The sequence below is a fragment of the Ancylobacter sp. G4_0304 genome (genome assembly GCF_047501495.1).
GTDB lineage: Bacteria > Pseudomonadota > Alphaproteobacteria > Rhizobiales > Xanthobacteraceae > Ancylobacter.
The window spans coordinates 1-12,411 of record NZ_JAZDRM010000018.1 but is presented as its reverse complement, the minus strand read 5'-3'; the positions used below and the strand labels follow the sequence as shown (position 1 = coordinate 12,411).

The 12,411-nt window shown below is 69.2% G+C and carries 12 protein-coding genes; 7 read left to right on the top strand and 5 right to left on the bottom strand.

Annotated elements, in window-relative coordinates:
* Together cydB and cydX are read left to right on the top strand one after the other, a co-directional pair.
* Complete coding sequence (gene cydB / locus VRZ77_RS11825; RefSeq protein WP_414592858.1) at positions 1 to 1,158, top strand: cytochrome d ubiquinol oxidase subunit II; 1,158 nt, start codon at positions 1 to 3, stop codon at positions 1,156 to 1,158.
* Between the two features lie 15 nt (positions 1,159 to 1,173).
* A complete protein-coding gene (gene cydX / locus VRZ77_RS11820; protein ID WP_414592857.1) occupies positions 1,174 to 1,314 on the top strand; it encodes a cytochrome bd-I oxidase subunit CydX in 141 nt (46 codons plus the stop codon).
* A 36-nt stretch (positions 1,315 to 1,350) separates the two neighbouring features.
* Here cydX and betC read toward each other — a convergent pair whose 3' ends face one another.
* Together betC and VRZ77_RS11810 are read right to left on the bottom strand one after the other, a co-directional pair.
* Positions 1,351 to 2,865, bottom strand: coding sequence for a choline-sulfatase (gene betC / locus VRZ77_RS11815; RefSeq protein WP_414592932.1), 1,515 nt, complete (start codon positions 2,863 to 2,865; stop codon positions 1,351 to 1,353).
* A gap of 65 nt (positions 2,866 to 2,930) precedes the next feature.
* Positions 2,931 to 3,872, bottom strand: coding sequence for a choline ABC transporter substrate-binding protein (locus tag VRZ77_RS11810; protein WP_414592856.1), 942 nt, complete (start codon positions 3,870 to 3,872; stop codon positions 2,931 to 2,933).
* A gap of 150 nt (positions 3,873 to 4,022) precedes the next feature.
* On the opposite strand from VRZ77_RS11810, the gene VRZ77_RS11805 reads away from it, so the two are divergent.
* A complete protein-coding gene (locus VRZ77_RS11805) occupies positions 4,023 to 4,919 on the top strand; it encodes a LysR family transcriptional regulator (protein WP_414592855.1) in 897 nt (298 codons plus the stop codon).
* Positions 4,920 to 4,935: 16 nt separating this feature from the next.
* On the opposite strand, the gene VRZ77_RS11800 is transcribed toward VRZ77_RS11805, so the two are convergent.
* On the bottom strand, positions 4,936 to 5,559 hold the full coding sequence (locus VRZ77_RS11800) for a nitroreductase (protein ID WP_414592854.1): 624 nt from the start codon (positions 5,557 to 5,559) through the stop codon (positions 4,936 to 4,938).
* A gap of 205 nt (positions 5,560 to 5,764) precedes the next feature.
* Between VRZ77_RS11800 and VRZ77_RS11795 the strand changes: the two genes are divergently transcribed.
* Positions 5,765 to 6,088 (top strand): GNAT family N-acetyltransferase, encoded by a 324-nt coding sequence (locus VRZ77_RS11795; protein WP_414592853.1) that lies wholly within the window; start codon positions 5,765 to 5,767, stop codon positions 6,086 to 6,088.
* A 166-nt stretch (positions 6,089 to 6,254) separates the two neighbouring features.
* On the opposite strand, the gene VRZ77_RS11790 is transcribed toward VRZ77_RS11795, so the two are convergent.
* Positions 6,255 to 6,476: a hypothetical protein gene (locus tag VRZ77_RS11790; RefSeq protein WP_414592852.1), complete on the bottom strand. Its 222-nt coding sequence runs from the start codon at positions 6,474 to 6,476 to the stop codon at positions 6,255 to 6,257.
* Between VRZ77_RS11790 and VRZ77_RS11785 the strand changes: the two genes are divergently transcribed.
* Positions 6,475 to 9,102: a DNA translocase FtsK gene (locus VRZ77_RS11785; protein WP_414592851.1), complete on the top strand. Its 2,628-nt coding sequence runs from the start codon at positions 6,475 to 6,477 to the stop codon at positions 9,100 to 9,102. The genes VRZ77_RS11790 and VRZ77_RS11785 overlap by 2 nt on opposite strands.
* A 58-nt stretch (positions 9,103 to 9,160) precedes the next feature.
* On the opposite strand, the gene VRZ77_RS11780 is transcribed toward VRZ77_RS11785, so the two are convergent.
* Positions 9,161 to 9,526: a hypothetical protein gene (locus VRZ77_RS11780; protein WP_414592850.1), complete on the bottom strand. Its 366-nt coding sequence runs from the start codon at positions 9,524 to 9,526 to the stop codon at positions 9,161 to 9,163.
* 272 nt (positions 9,527 to 9,798) lie between these two features.
* Here VRZ77_RS11780 and VRZ77_RS11775 point away from each other — a divergent pair, with 272 nt between their 5' ends.
* Both VRZ77_RS11775 and VRZ77_RS11770 read left to right on the top strand, forming a co-directional pair.
* On the top strand, positions 9,799 to 11,268 hold the full coding sequence (locus VRZ77_RS11775) for an NAD-dependent succinate-semialdehyde dehydrogenase (RefSeq protein WP_414592849.1): 1,470 nt from the start codon (positions 9,799 to 9,801) through the stop codon (positions 11,266 to 11,268).
* Between the two features lie 191 nt (positions 11,269 to 11,459).
* Entirely contained in the window at positions 11,460 to 12,317 is an 858-nt protein-coding gene (locus VRZ77_RS11770) for an EamA family transporter (RefSeq protein ID WP_414592848.1), read from the top strand.
* The last annotated feature ends 94 nt before the right edge of the window (positions 12,318 to 12,411 follow it).

Sequence of the window (12,411 nt, the reverse complement as noted above, 5' to 3'; positions counted from 1 at the left end):
ATGATCCTTCACACCCTCATCGACTATGACACGCTGCGCGTCATCTGGTGGCTGCTGCTCGGCGTCCTGCTGATCGGCTTCGCGGTCATGGACGGCTTCGATCTCGGCACCGACATGCTGCTGCCCTTCGTCGCCCGCTGCGACATCGAGCGCCGGGTGGTGATCAATTCGATCGGCCCGGTCTGGGAAGGCAATCAGGTGTGGCTGATCCTCGGCGGCGGCGCGATCTTCGCCGCCTGGCCCCCGCTCTACGCCGTGTCATTCTCCGGCTTCTACCTCGCCATGTTCGCGATCCTGTTCGCGCTCATCCTGCGCCCGGTCGGCTTCAAGTACCGCTCGAAGCGCGACAGCCGGCTGTGGCGCGCAGGCTGGGACTGGGCGCTGTTCATCGGCGGGCTGGTGCCGGCGCTGGTGATGGGCGTCGCGGTCGGCAATGTGCTGCAGGGCGTGCCGTTCCACCTGAACAACGACCTGCGCATCTTCTATGACGGCACCACGCTGATCGAGCTGCTCAACCCGTTCGGCCTGCTGTGCGGCCTGCTTTCGGTCGCGATGCTGGTGATGCACGGCGCCGGCTGGCTGGTGCTGAAGACCAGCGGCGAGGTCGCCGAACGCGCGCGCACCGCCGGTAGCGTCGCCGCCATGCTCACCATCGCGCTGTTCGCGCTTGGCGGGCTGTGGCTGTGGGCGGGCATCGACGGCTACGCCATCACCAGCCCGATCCTTGAGGGCGGCCCGTCCAACCCGCTCGCCAAGACCGTGGCGCTGGCGCCCGGCGCGTGGCTCGCGAACTACGACGCCCACCCCTGGATGCTCGCCGGCCCGGCGCTCGGCTTCCTCGGCGCGCTGGGCAGCCTCGCCCTGCTTCGGGCGCGGGTGGAGCTCGGCGCGCTGCTCATGAGCGCGCTGTCGGTGTTCGGCATCATCGCGACCGTGGGCCTGTCGATGTTCCCGTTCATCCTGCCGTCCTCGGTCGATCCGCGCTCCAGCCTCACCGTGTGGGATGCCTCGTCGAGCCACCTGACCCTGTTCATCATGCTGGTCGCGACCGCGATCTTCCTGCCGCTGATCGCCACCTACACGACCTGGGTGTACCGCGTGCTGTGGGGCAAGGTGGAGCCGCGCGAGATCGAGCGCGACGGCAGCCACGCCTACTGAAGAAGGAGAAGCGATATGTGGTATTTCGCCTGGCTGCTCGGCCTGCCGCTCGCCGCCGCCTTCGCGGTGCTGAACGCCATGTGGTACGAGCTGATGGACGACGCGGCGCGCAGCAAGGCCCAGCCGGCGCCGGCGCCCATCCGCAAGCTGTCCTGAGCCGCGCCGGCCCGCCGGGCGCAAAGCGACGCGGCCTCACTCCCCGCGCGGGAAGCGCTGGGCCTCTTCCAGCACGTTGAGGTCCATGTGGTTGCGCATGTAGCGCTCCGAGGCCTTCTGCAAGGGCTGGTAATCCCACGGATAATAGGCGCCGTTGCGCAGCGCCGCGTAGACGACGTGCCGGCGTGCCTGGCTCGCCCGCACCTCGGCGTCGAAGCGCGCAAGGTCCCAGCGCCGGTTCATCGCCGCCGCCAGCCGCACCAGAACCTCAGCGCAGGCCGGGTCGCCCGCCCGGTTCGCCAGCTCGTGCGGGTCGTCGTCGAGATGGGTCAGGACGGGCGGGTCGAGTTCGCACAGCACCAGCTTCCACGGCCCGTCGCGCAGCGCGACCAGCGGGGCGTAGGAGCCCTCTGCGGCATATTCCATCGGCACCGGCGAGCGCTCGCCCGTGCCCCGCGCCGGGCCGACCAGGCTCTCGCCATCGGTCCACGGCATCAACCCGGCGAGGTCGAGCCCGACCAGTTCCGCCAGCGTCGGCAGCACGTCGAGCGTCGAGGCGGCGCGGTCGATCCGGCCCGGCGGCAGGCCGGCGCCCGCGATCATCAGCGGCACCCGCGCCGAGCCCTCGAAGAAGTTCATCTTGAACCACAGCCCGCGCTCGCCGAGCATGTCGCCATGGTCGGAGACGAACACGACGATGGTGTTCTCCGCCATCCGGCAGCGCTCCAGCACGTCGAGCAGTTCGCCGATCTTCTCGTCGATATAGGAGATGTTGGCGAAATAGGCCCGGCGCGAGCGGCGTACATCCTCGTCGGTGACATGGCTCGCCGCATGATCGCTCGCCAGCATCAGCCGCTGCGAATGCGGGTCCTGCGCGTCGAACGGGATCGGCGCCACCTCGGGCTCCAGCGCCGGACAGTCCTCATAGAGGTCCCAGAACTGCTTGCGCGCGACGTAAGGGTCGTGCGGGTGGGTGAAGCTCACCGTCAGGCACCACGGCCGCCCGTCATGGCCGCGCGCCAGATCATAGAGCTTGCGGCCGGCGTGGTAGGCCACCTCGTCGTCATATTCGAGCTGGTTGGTGATCTCCGCGACACCCGCCCCGGTGACCGAGCCGAGATTATGATACCACCAGTCGATGCGTTCGCCCGGCCGCGTATAGTCCGGCGTCCAGCCGAAATCGGCCGGGTAGATGTCGGTCGTCAGCCGCTCCTCGAAGCCGTGGAGCTGGTCCGGCCCGACGAAATGCATCTTGCCCGACAGCGCGGTGTGATAGCCGGCGCGGCGCAGATGATGGGCATAGGTCGGGATGTCCGAGGTGAACTCGGCAGCGTTGTCATAGACCCGCGTGCGGCTCGGCAGCTGCCCGGACATGAAGGAGGCCCGCGCCGGCGCGCAGAGCGGGCTCGCCGTGTAGGTGTTGGCGAAGCGCGCCGAGCGCGCGGCCAGCGCCTTCAGGTTGGGGGCATGGAGGAAGTCGGCCGGCCCGTCCGGGAACAGCGTGCCGTTGAGCTGGTCGACCATGAGGACGAGAATGTTCGGGCACGTCATGGTCCACCTGTTCACGCTAGGCATAGTTCCGGCGCCGCCGGCCGCGACGGCGCCGCCTCAGGCGCTCAAAGGCCGAGCGACGCCTTCACCGCCGGCAGGCCAGGCTTGCCGTCGAAGGTGGTCACGCCTTCCAGCCACGGGCCGAGCGCGGCCGGGTTGGCCTTGAGCCACGCCTTGGCCGCCGCTTCCGGCTCCTGCCCCTGATCGAGGATCCGGCCCATCATCGCGTTCTCTGTCGCGAGGTCGAATTTCAGGTTCTTGAACAGCGTCGCCGCATTTGGGCACTGCGCCGCCCAGCCGGTGCGCGCCAGCGTGCGCACATCCGCCCCGCCGTAATTCGCGCCGAAATAGGCATCGCCGCCGGAGAGATAGGTGAGGTTGAATGTCTCGTTCATCGGGTGCGGCGCCCAGGCGAGGAACACCACCCAGTCCTTGCCGCGCTCCGCGCGCTTGACCTGCGCCAGCATGGCCTGCTCGCCGGATTCCACCACCTTCCAGCCCTTGAGGCCGAAGTCGTTGGCCTCGATCATCTTCTGCATGTTGGCATTGGCCGGCGCGCCGGGCTCGATGCCGTAGATCTGGCTGCCGAACTTGTCGGCATGGGCGGCGAGGTCCTTGAAGTCCTTCACCCCGGCCTCGGCGACATAGCTCGGCACGGCGAGGGTGAACTTGGCCCCGGCGAGATTGGTGCCGAGCACCTCGATCGCTTTGGCCTCGTTCAGCGCATCGATGAACTTCTGCTGAGCCGGCATCCAGTTGCCGAGGAACACGTCGAGTTCCTTGTTCTTCATCGATTCATAGCCGATCGGCACCGAGAGCAGCTTCAGCTCCTGCTTGTAGCCGAGCCCATCCAGCAGCACGCCGGCAATGGCGTTGGTGGAGGTGATGTCGGTCCAGCCGGGATCGGACATCCGCACCGTCTTGCAGGCGGGCGCGTCCGCGGCGGCGGCGGGTGCCGCGAGGAGCAGGAGCGAAAGGGCGGAAACGGCGAGCTGGATGCGATTCATGGTCTGCCTCTGCGCGATGAAGGGGCGGGGATCGCAAGATGAAGCACGGGCCGGATTCCGTCGCTCCGCCTTGATCGGTCCGTCATCAGGCCGTTAAATACCAACGCCTGTGAAGCGGTAATTTTTCGATAAGCGGCATCAGGAATTTTTATGGCAGCGCGACCGCTCGATCTCGGCTGGGTGCGGGTGTTCGAAGCGGTGGGGCGCCTCGGCAGCCTCACGGCGGCGGCGCAGGAGCTCGGCCTGTCGCAGCCGGCGGTGAGCTACACCATGCGCCAGCTTGAGGAGCAGGTCGGCGGCCCGCTGCTGGTGCGCGGCCATCGCGGCTGCACCTTGTCGCCAGCGGGCGAAAGACTGCACGGCGCCGCCACATCTGCCGTTGCCGAACTCGACGCCGCCGCGCGCGCGATCCGCCACGCGACGGCGCGGCCGGTCGTGCGGCTGTTCACCGATTATGGCTTCGCCTCGTTCTGGATGATGCCGCGCGTCGCCGCGTTCCGGGAGGTGCGCCCGGACGCGGACGTGCACATCATCGCCTCGGCGGCAGCCGATCCGGGAATGGACGCAGCCGAGGACGTGGCGGTGCTGTTCGGCGGACGCCGGGACTTTCCTTCCGACGCGCTCCAGCTGTTTCCGGAGACGGTGTTTCCGGTGTGCAGCCCGGGCTTTGCCGCCCGGCACGGCCTTTCCGGCGAGCCGGGGACCGTGGGCGCCCTGCCGCTGCTGCACCTCGACAGCACGCCGGAGCCGCGCTGGTTTGTCTGGGGCGACTGGCTCCGCGCCATGGGCGTTGCGCGCGGCGCCGATGCCGGCGACCTGCGCTTCAACACCTACGGGCTGGTGCTGCAGGCGGCGATGGCGGATCAGGGCATCGCGCTCGGCTGGGCGGGCCTCGTCGACGGCGCGCTGGCCGACGGCACGCTGGTCGCGGTCGGCCCGGCGTTGTCGCGGCCGGAAAGCGGCTATTGGCTCAAGCCCGGCCGCACCCTGTCGGAGCCGGCGCGGGCGCTGATCGACTGGATCCTCGCCACCGTGAAGGCGCCTTAGCGGGGACGCGTAAGCGTCACGCCTCCTCCGGCGCCGTCCACTGCGTGACCAGCGCCGCGAGATCGGGGCGCGGACGCTCCGGCGGCACCTCGCGCGCCGTGCCGAGATGGACGATGCCCGCCACCTTCTCGCCCGCACCGAGACCGATCAGCCGCATCGCTTCCGGATTGTTGGCCGCCCAGCCCGTCACCCAGATGCCGCTAAAGCCCAGCGCATGGGCGCCGTGCAGCAGGTTCATGCACACCGCGCCGGCGGAAAGCTCCTGCTCCATGGGCGGGATCATCGTGTCGCGGTTCGGCCGGCTCACCACCACCACCGCGACCGGCGCGGGAAACAGCCGCGACATGATGCCCGCGAATTTCTCGCGCTTGGCATCCTCCATCTGCGGATTGCCGGCGCGATAGGCCTCCGCCAGCCGCGCGCCGAGTTCCGCGCGCGCGGCCCCGGCGATCACGATGAAGCGCCAGGGGGTGAGGATGGCATGGTCCGGCACCCGTGCGGCGACGGTCAGCAGGCGGTCCAGCTCATCAGGCGTCGGGCCCGGCTCGATAAGCCCGTTGGCCGCGACCGAGCGCCGGCGCTCCATCAGGGCCAGCGCGTCCTCGCGGGTGCGCAGGGGGGCGTTCATCGCCTCGCTCATCGGCTCAACTCCAGTCTCGGCTCCCCCGCGCCGGGGAAACAATTTCCGCCCTGGTGCATTGCCCAAGCACCGCGGCAAATTTCGTCCCGGCAAATTTCGTCCCGCGCGGGGGGCGACTTGGCGGGCGTTTTGGTCGACAATATCCCATCACGCCCGCAGCTACCGAGAAACCTATAAGCGGGACGCTATCCCCAAGGAGCCTGCCATGAACGCTATCAACGGCCAAGTCCAGGTGCGCGACAACCGCGCCGCCGACCGCTTCGAGATCGACATCGACGGCCAGATCGCCTTCGCCCAGTATGTGCTGGCGCCCGACCACATCATCTTCACCCATACCGAGGTCCCCGCGGAGCTCGGCGGGCGCGGCCTTGCCACCCGGCTGGTAGAGGCCGGCATCGCCAGCGCGCGCCAGCGCGGCCTGTCGGTGATCCCGCGCTGTTCCGTGTTCGGGCGCTACATGATGAAGCACCCGGAAACCCACGACCTGCTGGCGCCGGAAATCCGCGCCACGCTCGGCCTTCCGGTCTGAGCTGCCGGGCGAGCGGGCCGCGCGCGCCCGTTCGCCTCCCCTTTTACCGGCAGTGTGTCCCGCCCGCATCGCGGTGGGAAAACCCGTGTTTCAATACCCTTCATTAACGCTGTCTGCCCCACCCTTGGAGGCAACAGACGAGCGGGGCAGCGTCCCCGTTCCAGGGTCATTCTCGGCACAGGTTTTCACGTCCCATGCGGTTTCCGGCGCGCCCTTCCGATTCGAGCGACAGCACGTCTTCCGAGCCGACGGCGTCCGCCGCCCGCGCCCCCGGTTTCCTGTCGCGGGCGAACCCCAAGCCCGCCGCGCCGTCAAAACCCGCCGCCACGACTTCCGCCAACGTCGCCCACGCGGAGGCCCCACGCGGCCGGGTGAACGCGAGCCTCATGCAGCCCTCTCTGCCGCAGGCGCCGTTCCTGCCGCCACTGCCGGCTACTCCGGGCTCGGCGGCGGCGCGCACCGGCTCAAGTGACCAGTGGTCCAGCGGTCCGCAGACCCGCCGCACCAGTCCGGTAAAAGCCACTGCGGGGGCGGCGACTGGAGACGAGTGGGTGCCGAGCTGGCTCCAGCCCTTCACCATGCCGTCGAACACCCGTTTCACGCGCACGCCGGACTATCTGTTGCGCCAGCCGCCTGCCGCCGAGCCGGCTCCGGTCGTCGAGCCGGGGGTCCCGGAGGCACCGGCCGTCATCGAGGCCGCAGCCGTCACCCCGCCGCGCCCCAGCCAAACTCCGGTGCTGCGCGTGCCACCGCGCAAGCCCCCGCTCGGCCCGGCCACCCTGCCGCTGCGCGTCGCCTCCGCCGGCCAGCTCGCCGCCGCCAGCGCCGCGATGGAGCCGGCGACGGTCGCGCAGGAGGTTGCCCCGGCCGCCGCCATGTTGGACGTTGCCGCGCCGCCGGCCGCGCCGGAGCCGGCCGTCCTCGCGGATTTCGGACCGGCCGTGGTCGCGCAGGAGCCGCCCTCCTCGATCCAGCGCATTGCCGGCCTGATCCAGCTCGGCTGGGACACCCCGCCCATGCCAGCCCCCCATCAGGATCATTCGCCCGCTCTGGAACTGCCATGGTCGCCGGACGCGGAGGAGGAAGATGAGGACGCGGCCGCCTTCGCCGCCGGCGATGTCGCCGAGGCGGATGAGGCGGCCTTCGCCGAGAACGAGGACGAGGACGCGCTGTTCGACCAGAGCTTCACCCCGGAAGCGCTGCTGCACGAGGCCGCGAGCCTTCATGCCGAAACCGAGCCGGACGCCGCGCCGGAGCCGGCCGAAGCTCCCGCCGCCAGCTTCGGCTCCTATGCGGTCGCCTCTGCCGAGGTGTCGTTCTCCTGGCCGGTCTTCACCGTCACCGCAGCCGCTGCCCGCGCGCCGGAACCCGTCGTCGCGCCGCCCGCCGCCATCGCCCCGCAGGCCACCGCGCCGGTCATGGCGCCGGTCGCTGCCGCGATGGTCGAGCCTCCGCGCCCGGCCCCCGTCGCCGTCACCGCGCGCCTCGGCACCTATGAGCTGCCGCCGCTGGAGCTGCTCGCCGAGCCGCCCGGCAGCGAGCCGGACTATGAGCTTTCCGAGGAGTTCCTCGACCGCAACTCGGTCAAGCTCCAGCAGGTGCTGCATGATTTCGGCGTGCGCGGCGAGATCATCGACGCCAATCCCGGCCCGGTGGTGACGCTCTACGAGCTGGAGCCCGCGCCCGGCATCAAGTCCTCCCGCGTCATCGGCCTCTCGGCCGACATCGCCCGCTCCATGAGCGCGATCTCCGCCCGCGTCGCGGTGGTGGAAGGGCGCAACGTCATCGGCATCGAGCTGCCCAACCAGCGCCGCGAGACGGTGTGGCTGCGCGAGATGCTGGCGAGCCACGAATTCGATTCCGCCAAGGCCAAGCTCGGCATCGCCCTCGGCAAGACCATCGGCGGCGAGCCGGTAATCGCCGACCTCGCCCGCATGCCGCACCTTCTGGTCGCCGGCACCACCGGCTCGGGCAAGTCGGTCGCCATCAACACCATGATCCTGAGCCTCTTGTACCGGCACCGCCCGGACCAGTGCCGGCTGATCATGATCGACCCGAAAATGCTGGAGCTCTCGGTCTATGAGGGCATCCCGCACCTTCTCACCCCGGTCGTCACCGACCCGAAGAAGGCCATCGTTGCCCTGAAATGGGCCGTGCGCGAGATGGAAGACCGCTACAAGAAGATGAGCCGCCTCGGCGTGCGCAACATTGACGGTTTCAACGCGCGGGTGGCGGAAGCGGCGGCTAAGGGCGAGATCATCACCCGCACCGTGCAGTCCGGCTTCGACCGCGAGACCGGCCAGATCACCGAGGAGGAGGAGATCATGGATCTGTCCCCCCTCCCCTATATCGTGATCGTCGTGGACGAGATGGCCGACCTGATGATGGTCGCCGGCAAGGACATCGAGGGCGCGATCCAGCGCCTCGCCCAGATGGCCCGCGCCGCCGGCATCCATCTGATCATGGCGACGCAGCGTCCCTCCGTGGACGTCATCACCGGCACCATCAAGGCGAATTTCCCGACCCGCATCTCCTTCCAGGTCACCTCCAAGATCGACAGCCGGACCATCCTCGGCGAGATGGGCGCGGAGCAGCTGCTCGGCCAGGGCGATATGCTCTACATGGCCGGCGGCGGGCGCATCTCCCGCGTCCACGGCCCGTTCGTCTCCGATCAGGAGGTCGAGCGCGTGGTGGACTATCTGAAGGCGCAGGGCCGCCCGGAGTACCTCGAAGCCGTCACCGCCGAGGAGGACGAGGAACTCCCCACTGAGGACGAGGCGGTGTTCGACAAGAGCGCGATGGGGGAGGAAGGCGGCGGCGACGTCTATGATCAGGCGGTTGCCGTGGTGATGCGCGACCGCAAGGCCTCGACCTCCTACATCCAGCGCCGGCTGCAGATCGGCTACAACCGCGCCGCCTCGATCATGGAGCGGATGGAGAATGAGGGGCTGGTCGGCCCGGCCAACCATGCCGGGAAGCGGGAAATCCTGATGGACCAGCGGGCCGGGCGCTAGAGCCTTTTCCGATCAGATGGGCCGTCTGATCGATAGGAAAGTGCTCTGACGGCGGGCGTCACGTCACCAGCGTCGCCCACAGCGTCAGCAGCGCGCCCATCACCACCGCCGCGCCGACAAGAATGACGATCGACCGACGCGTGCCGCCGCGACGGCGTGCCCGCCCGGCCGGCATCTCGCCCGGCATGCTGTCTTCAGCCTCGTCATTATAAGGCCGCGCGTCCTCGCCGGTGACGGCGGGCGCCCGGTCCGGGTCGCCTCCCGCCTCGTGCGCAAGGGCGAGCGCCACCTCGCTTGCGGTCGGCGGCATGCCGGCCGCCTCGTCGTCCGTGCCCAGCGGCGCCGCCGCCGGATCGGGGAACGGCACCTTGTCGCCGGCGCGGCCCCGGTCGATCTCGGCACGCAATCGCTCTGCCGTGCTCATGCCAATTCTCCCGCTTCGCTCATGGCACTTCTCCCGCTTCGCCATAGCTGTCTCATGGGGAAACGACGCGGACGCCCTGCCGTTCCGCGCGCGCCTCACTTTCCCCAGCGTGTTCAAGGCGTCGCGGCGCACCGGTCTCACCGCCGTCCAAAGATATGGCGGTTCCCCCCGCCTTTCCCCTTTCTAAGCGGCGTGCGGGGCATTAGGTGTGAAACGTTTTCGTTCCTTCAGCGCCCCGCGCGCGCCTCCGCTTCCCGTTGAAAGGTCCCGCCATGTCCAGCGCCACCCCTGCCCACAGCTTCCCCGACGTCCAGCTTTTCATCGACGGCGTATGGCGCGAGGGCTCGCGGCACGAAGGCAAGGCGGCGAGCCAGCCCATCCTCAATCCCGCGACGGAAGAAGAGATCGGCACGCTGCACCACGCCAGCCGCGCCGACCTCGACGACGCGCTCGTCGCCGCTGAAAAGGGCTTTGCGGTCTGGAAGCGCGTGCCGGCGCATGAGCGCTACAAGCTGATGCGCAAGGCCGCCGAGATCCTGCGCGAGCGCGCGGAAGACATCGTGCCGATCCTCACCATGGAACAGGGCAAGCCGCTTCCCGAAGCCCGCATCGAGACGCTGGCCGCCGCCGACATCATCGACTGGTTCGCCGAGGAAGGCCGCCGGCAGTATGGCCGCGTCATCGCCCCGCGCGCCGAGGGCGTGCACCAGCAGGTGATCCGCGAGCCGGTCGGCGTGGTCGCCGCCTTCACCCCGTGGAACTTCCCGATCAACCAGGCGGTGCGCAAGATTTCCGCCGCGCTCGCCGCCGGCTGCTCGATCATCCTCAAGGGCCCGGAGGAAACTCCCGCCTCCTGCGCCGAGCTGGTCAAGGCCTATGAAGCCGCCGGCATTCCCAAGGGCGTGGTCAACCTCGTCTTCGGTTCGCCGGCGGAGATTTCGTCCTATCTGATCCCGCACCCGACCGTGAAGAAGGTCACCTTCACCGGCTCCACCGTGGTCGGCAAGCAGCTTGCCGCGCTCGCGGGCGCGCATATGAAGCGCGTGACCATGGAGCTCGGCGGCCATGCCCCGGCCGTGGTGTTCGAGGATGCCGATGTCGAGCACGCCATCAAGCTGCTCTCGGGCGCCAAGTTCCGCAACGCCGGCCAGGTCTGCGTCTCGCCGACCCGCATGCTGGTGCATGAGAACCTCTATGAGCGTTTCGTCGACGGCTTCACCGAGGCCGCGAAGAATGTGAAGGTCGGCGACGGCCTCGACGAGAGCACCCGCATGGGCCCGCTCGCCAATGCCCGCCGCGTGGAGGCGATGGAAGCCCTCACCGCCGACGCCTTGGCCAAGGGCGCGACCCTGCGCACCGGCGGCGCGCGCATCGGCAACAAGGGCTATTACTTCCAGCCCACCGTGCTGACCGACCTCGCCGCCGACAGCCGCATCCTCAACGAGGAGCCGTTCGGCCCGATCGTGCCGATCATGCCCTTCACCAGCGAGGAAGCAGTGATCGCCGAGGCGAACCGACTGCCCTACGGCCTCGCCGCCTATGCCTACACCACCTCGCACAAGCGCGCCGACGAGTTCGCCCGCCGGGTGGAAAGCGGCATGGTGTCGGTCAACCACCACGGCCTCGCGCTCCCGGAAGTGCCGTTCGGCGGCATCAAGGATTCCGGCTTCGGCTCGGAAGGCGGCATCGAGGCGATGGACGCCTATGTGAACACCAAGTTCGTCACCACGCTCGGGCTGTGAGCGCGGCGACAAGCTGAGCGGAATCATCCCCGGGGCCTGGAGCACTTTCTTGTCGTGGAAGTCGATCGACTTTCGCGGGAAAGGCTCCGGCGCTCCGGGGATTTTCATTTATAAGCACAGCGTTCGCGGCCCTCGGCAGTCTTGGGAAAATCGGGTATCAAGATAGGGTCCGCACTCGTCGGTCCCGCCCCATGGATCTCGCCGTCTTCCTGGTCGTTCTCGCCTCGGCCGCGATGCAGGCCGGGTGGAACGTCGCGCTCAAGCTGCGGCTCGATCCGCTGCAGGCGCTGGTGCTCGTGGTGATCGGCGCCGGCATCTCGGCGGCGCCGCTGGCGCTGTGGTTCGGGCCGCCAGACGCGGCGGTGCTGCCGCTGATCGCGGCCTCGGTCGCCTGCCACATGGCCTATTATGGCTGCCTCGCCAGCGCCTATGCCCGCGCCGAGCTCGGCCTCGCCTATCCGGTGGCACGCGGCAGCGCGCTGCTGATGACCGCGGCGGTCTCCATCCTCGTGTTGCATGAGCCGATCGGCGTGCTCGGCGTGGCCGGCATCGTGCTGCTGGCGGCCAGCATCGTGATTCTGGCGCGGCGCTCCTTCGGGCGGGTGCTGGAAGGCCAGGCGCTGCTGCTGGCCATGGGCTCGGGCATCGCGATCACTGGCTTCACGCTGATCGACGGCACGGCGGCGCGGATCGCCGGCTCAGCCAATGCCTACACCACCTGGCTGTTCGTCTGTGACGCGGTGCTGGTGGGGCTGGTGACGCTGGGCTCGCGTGTCACCCTTGGCTCAAAGCGCCGCCGCGCCTTCACCCTCCCGCCGGGCACGTTCGCGCTGGCGCTGGGGGGCGGGGCCATGCTGTTCGTCAGCTACTGGCTCTCGATCTGGGCGATGACGCAGGCGCCGATCGGACTGGTGACGGCGGTGCGCGAATCCAGTGTGCTGTTCGGCGCGCTGATGGCGGTTCTGGTGCTGCACGAGAAGCTGCATGCCGAGCGCGTCGTCGCCGCCTTCCTGGTGCTGGGCGGCCTCGCGCTGATCAAGCTGCACTGAGAGCGCAGCCATGCGCCGCCTGCGCTCGGCAGACGGCGCGCGATGGGTTATAGAGCCGGCTTCCCTCCCCGCCGGCCCCCGCCGGCCGCGTGAC

Bases quoted from the DNA above. Each gene is read 5' to 3' on its own strand.
- cydB (WP_414592858.1), top strand. From the start codon at position 1: ATGATCCTTCACACCCTCATCGACTATGACACGCTGCGCGTCATCTGG.
- cydX (WP_414592857.1), top strand. From the start codon at position 1,174: ATGTGGTATTTCGCCTGGCTGCTCGGCCTGCCGCTCGCCGCCGCCTTC.
- betC (WP_414592932.1), bottom strand. From the start codon at position 2,865: ATGACGTGCCCGAACATTCTCGTCCTCATGGTCGACCAGCTCAACGGC.
- VRZ77_RS11810 (WP_414592856.1), bottom strand. From the start codon at position 3,872: ATGAATCGCATCCAGCTCGCCGTTTCCGCCCTTTCGCTCCTGCTCCTC.
- VRZ77_RS11805 (WP_414592855.1), top strand. From the start codon at position 4,023: ATGGCAGCGCGACCGCTCGATCTCGGCTGGGTGCGGGTGTTCGAAGCG.
- VRZ77_RS11800 (WP_414592854.1), bottom strand. From the start codon at position 5,559: ATGAGCGAGGCGATGAACGCCCCCCTGCGCACCCGCGAGGACGCGCTG.
- VRZ77_RS11795 (WP_414592853.1), top strand. From the start codon at position 5,765: ATGAACGCTATCAACGGCCAAGTCCAGGTGCGCGACAACCGCGCCGCC.
- VRZ77_RS11785 (WP_414592851.1), top strand. From the start codon at position 6,475: ATGCAGCCCTCTCTGCCGCAGGCGCCGTTCCTGCCGCCACTGCCGGCT.
- VRZ77_RS11790 (WP_414592852.1), bottom strand. From the start codon at position 6,476: ATGAGGCTCGCGTTCACCCGGCCGCGTGGGGCCTCCGCGTGGGCGACG.
- VRZ77_RS11780 (WP_414592850.1), bottom strand. From the start codon at position 9,526: ATGAGCACGGCAGAGCGATTGCGTGCCGAGATCGACCGGGGCCGCGCC.
- VRZ77_RS11775 (WP_414592849.1), top strand. From the start codon at position 9,799: ATGTCCAGCGCCACCCCTGCCCACAGCTTCCCCGACGTCCAGCTTTTC.
- VRZ77_RS11770 (WP_414592848.1), top strand. From the start codon at position 11,460: ATGGATCTCGCCGTCTTCCTGGTCGTTCTCGCCTCGGCCGCGATGCAG.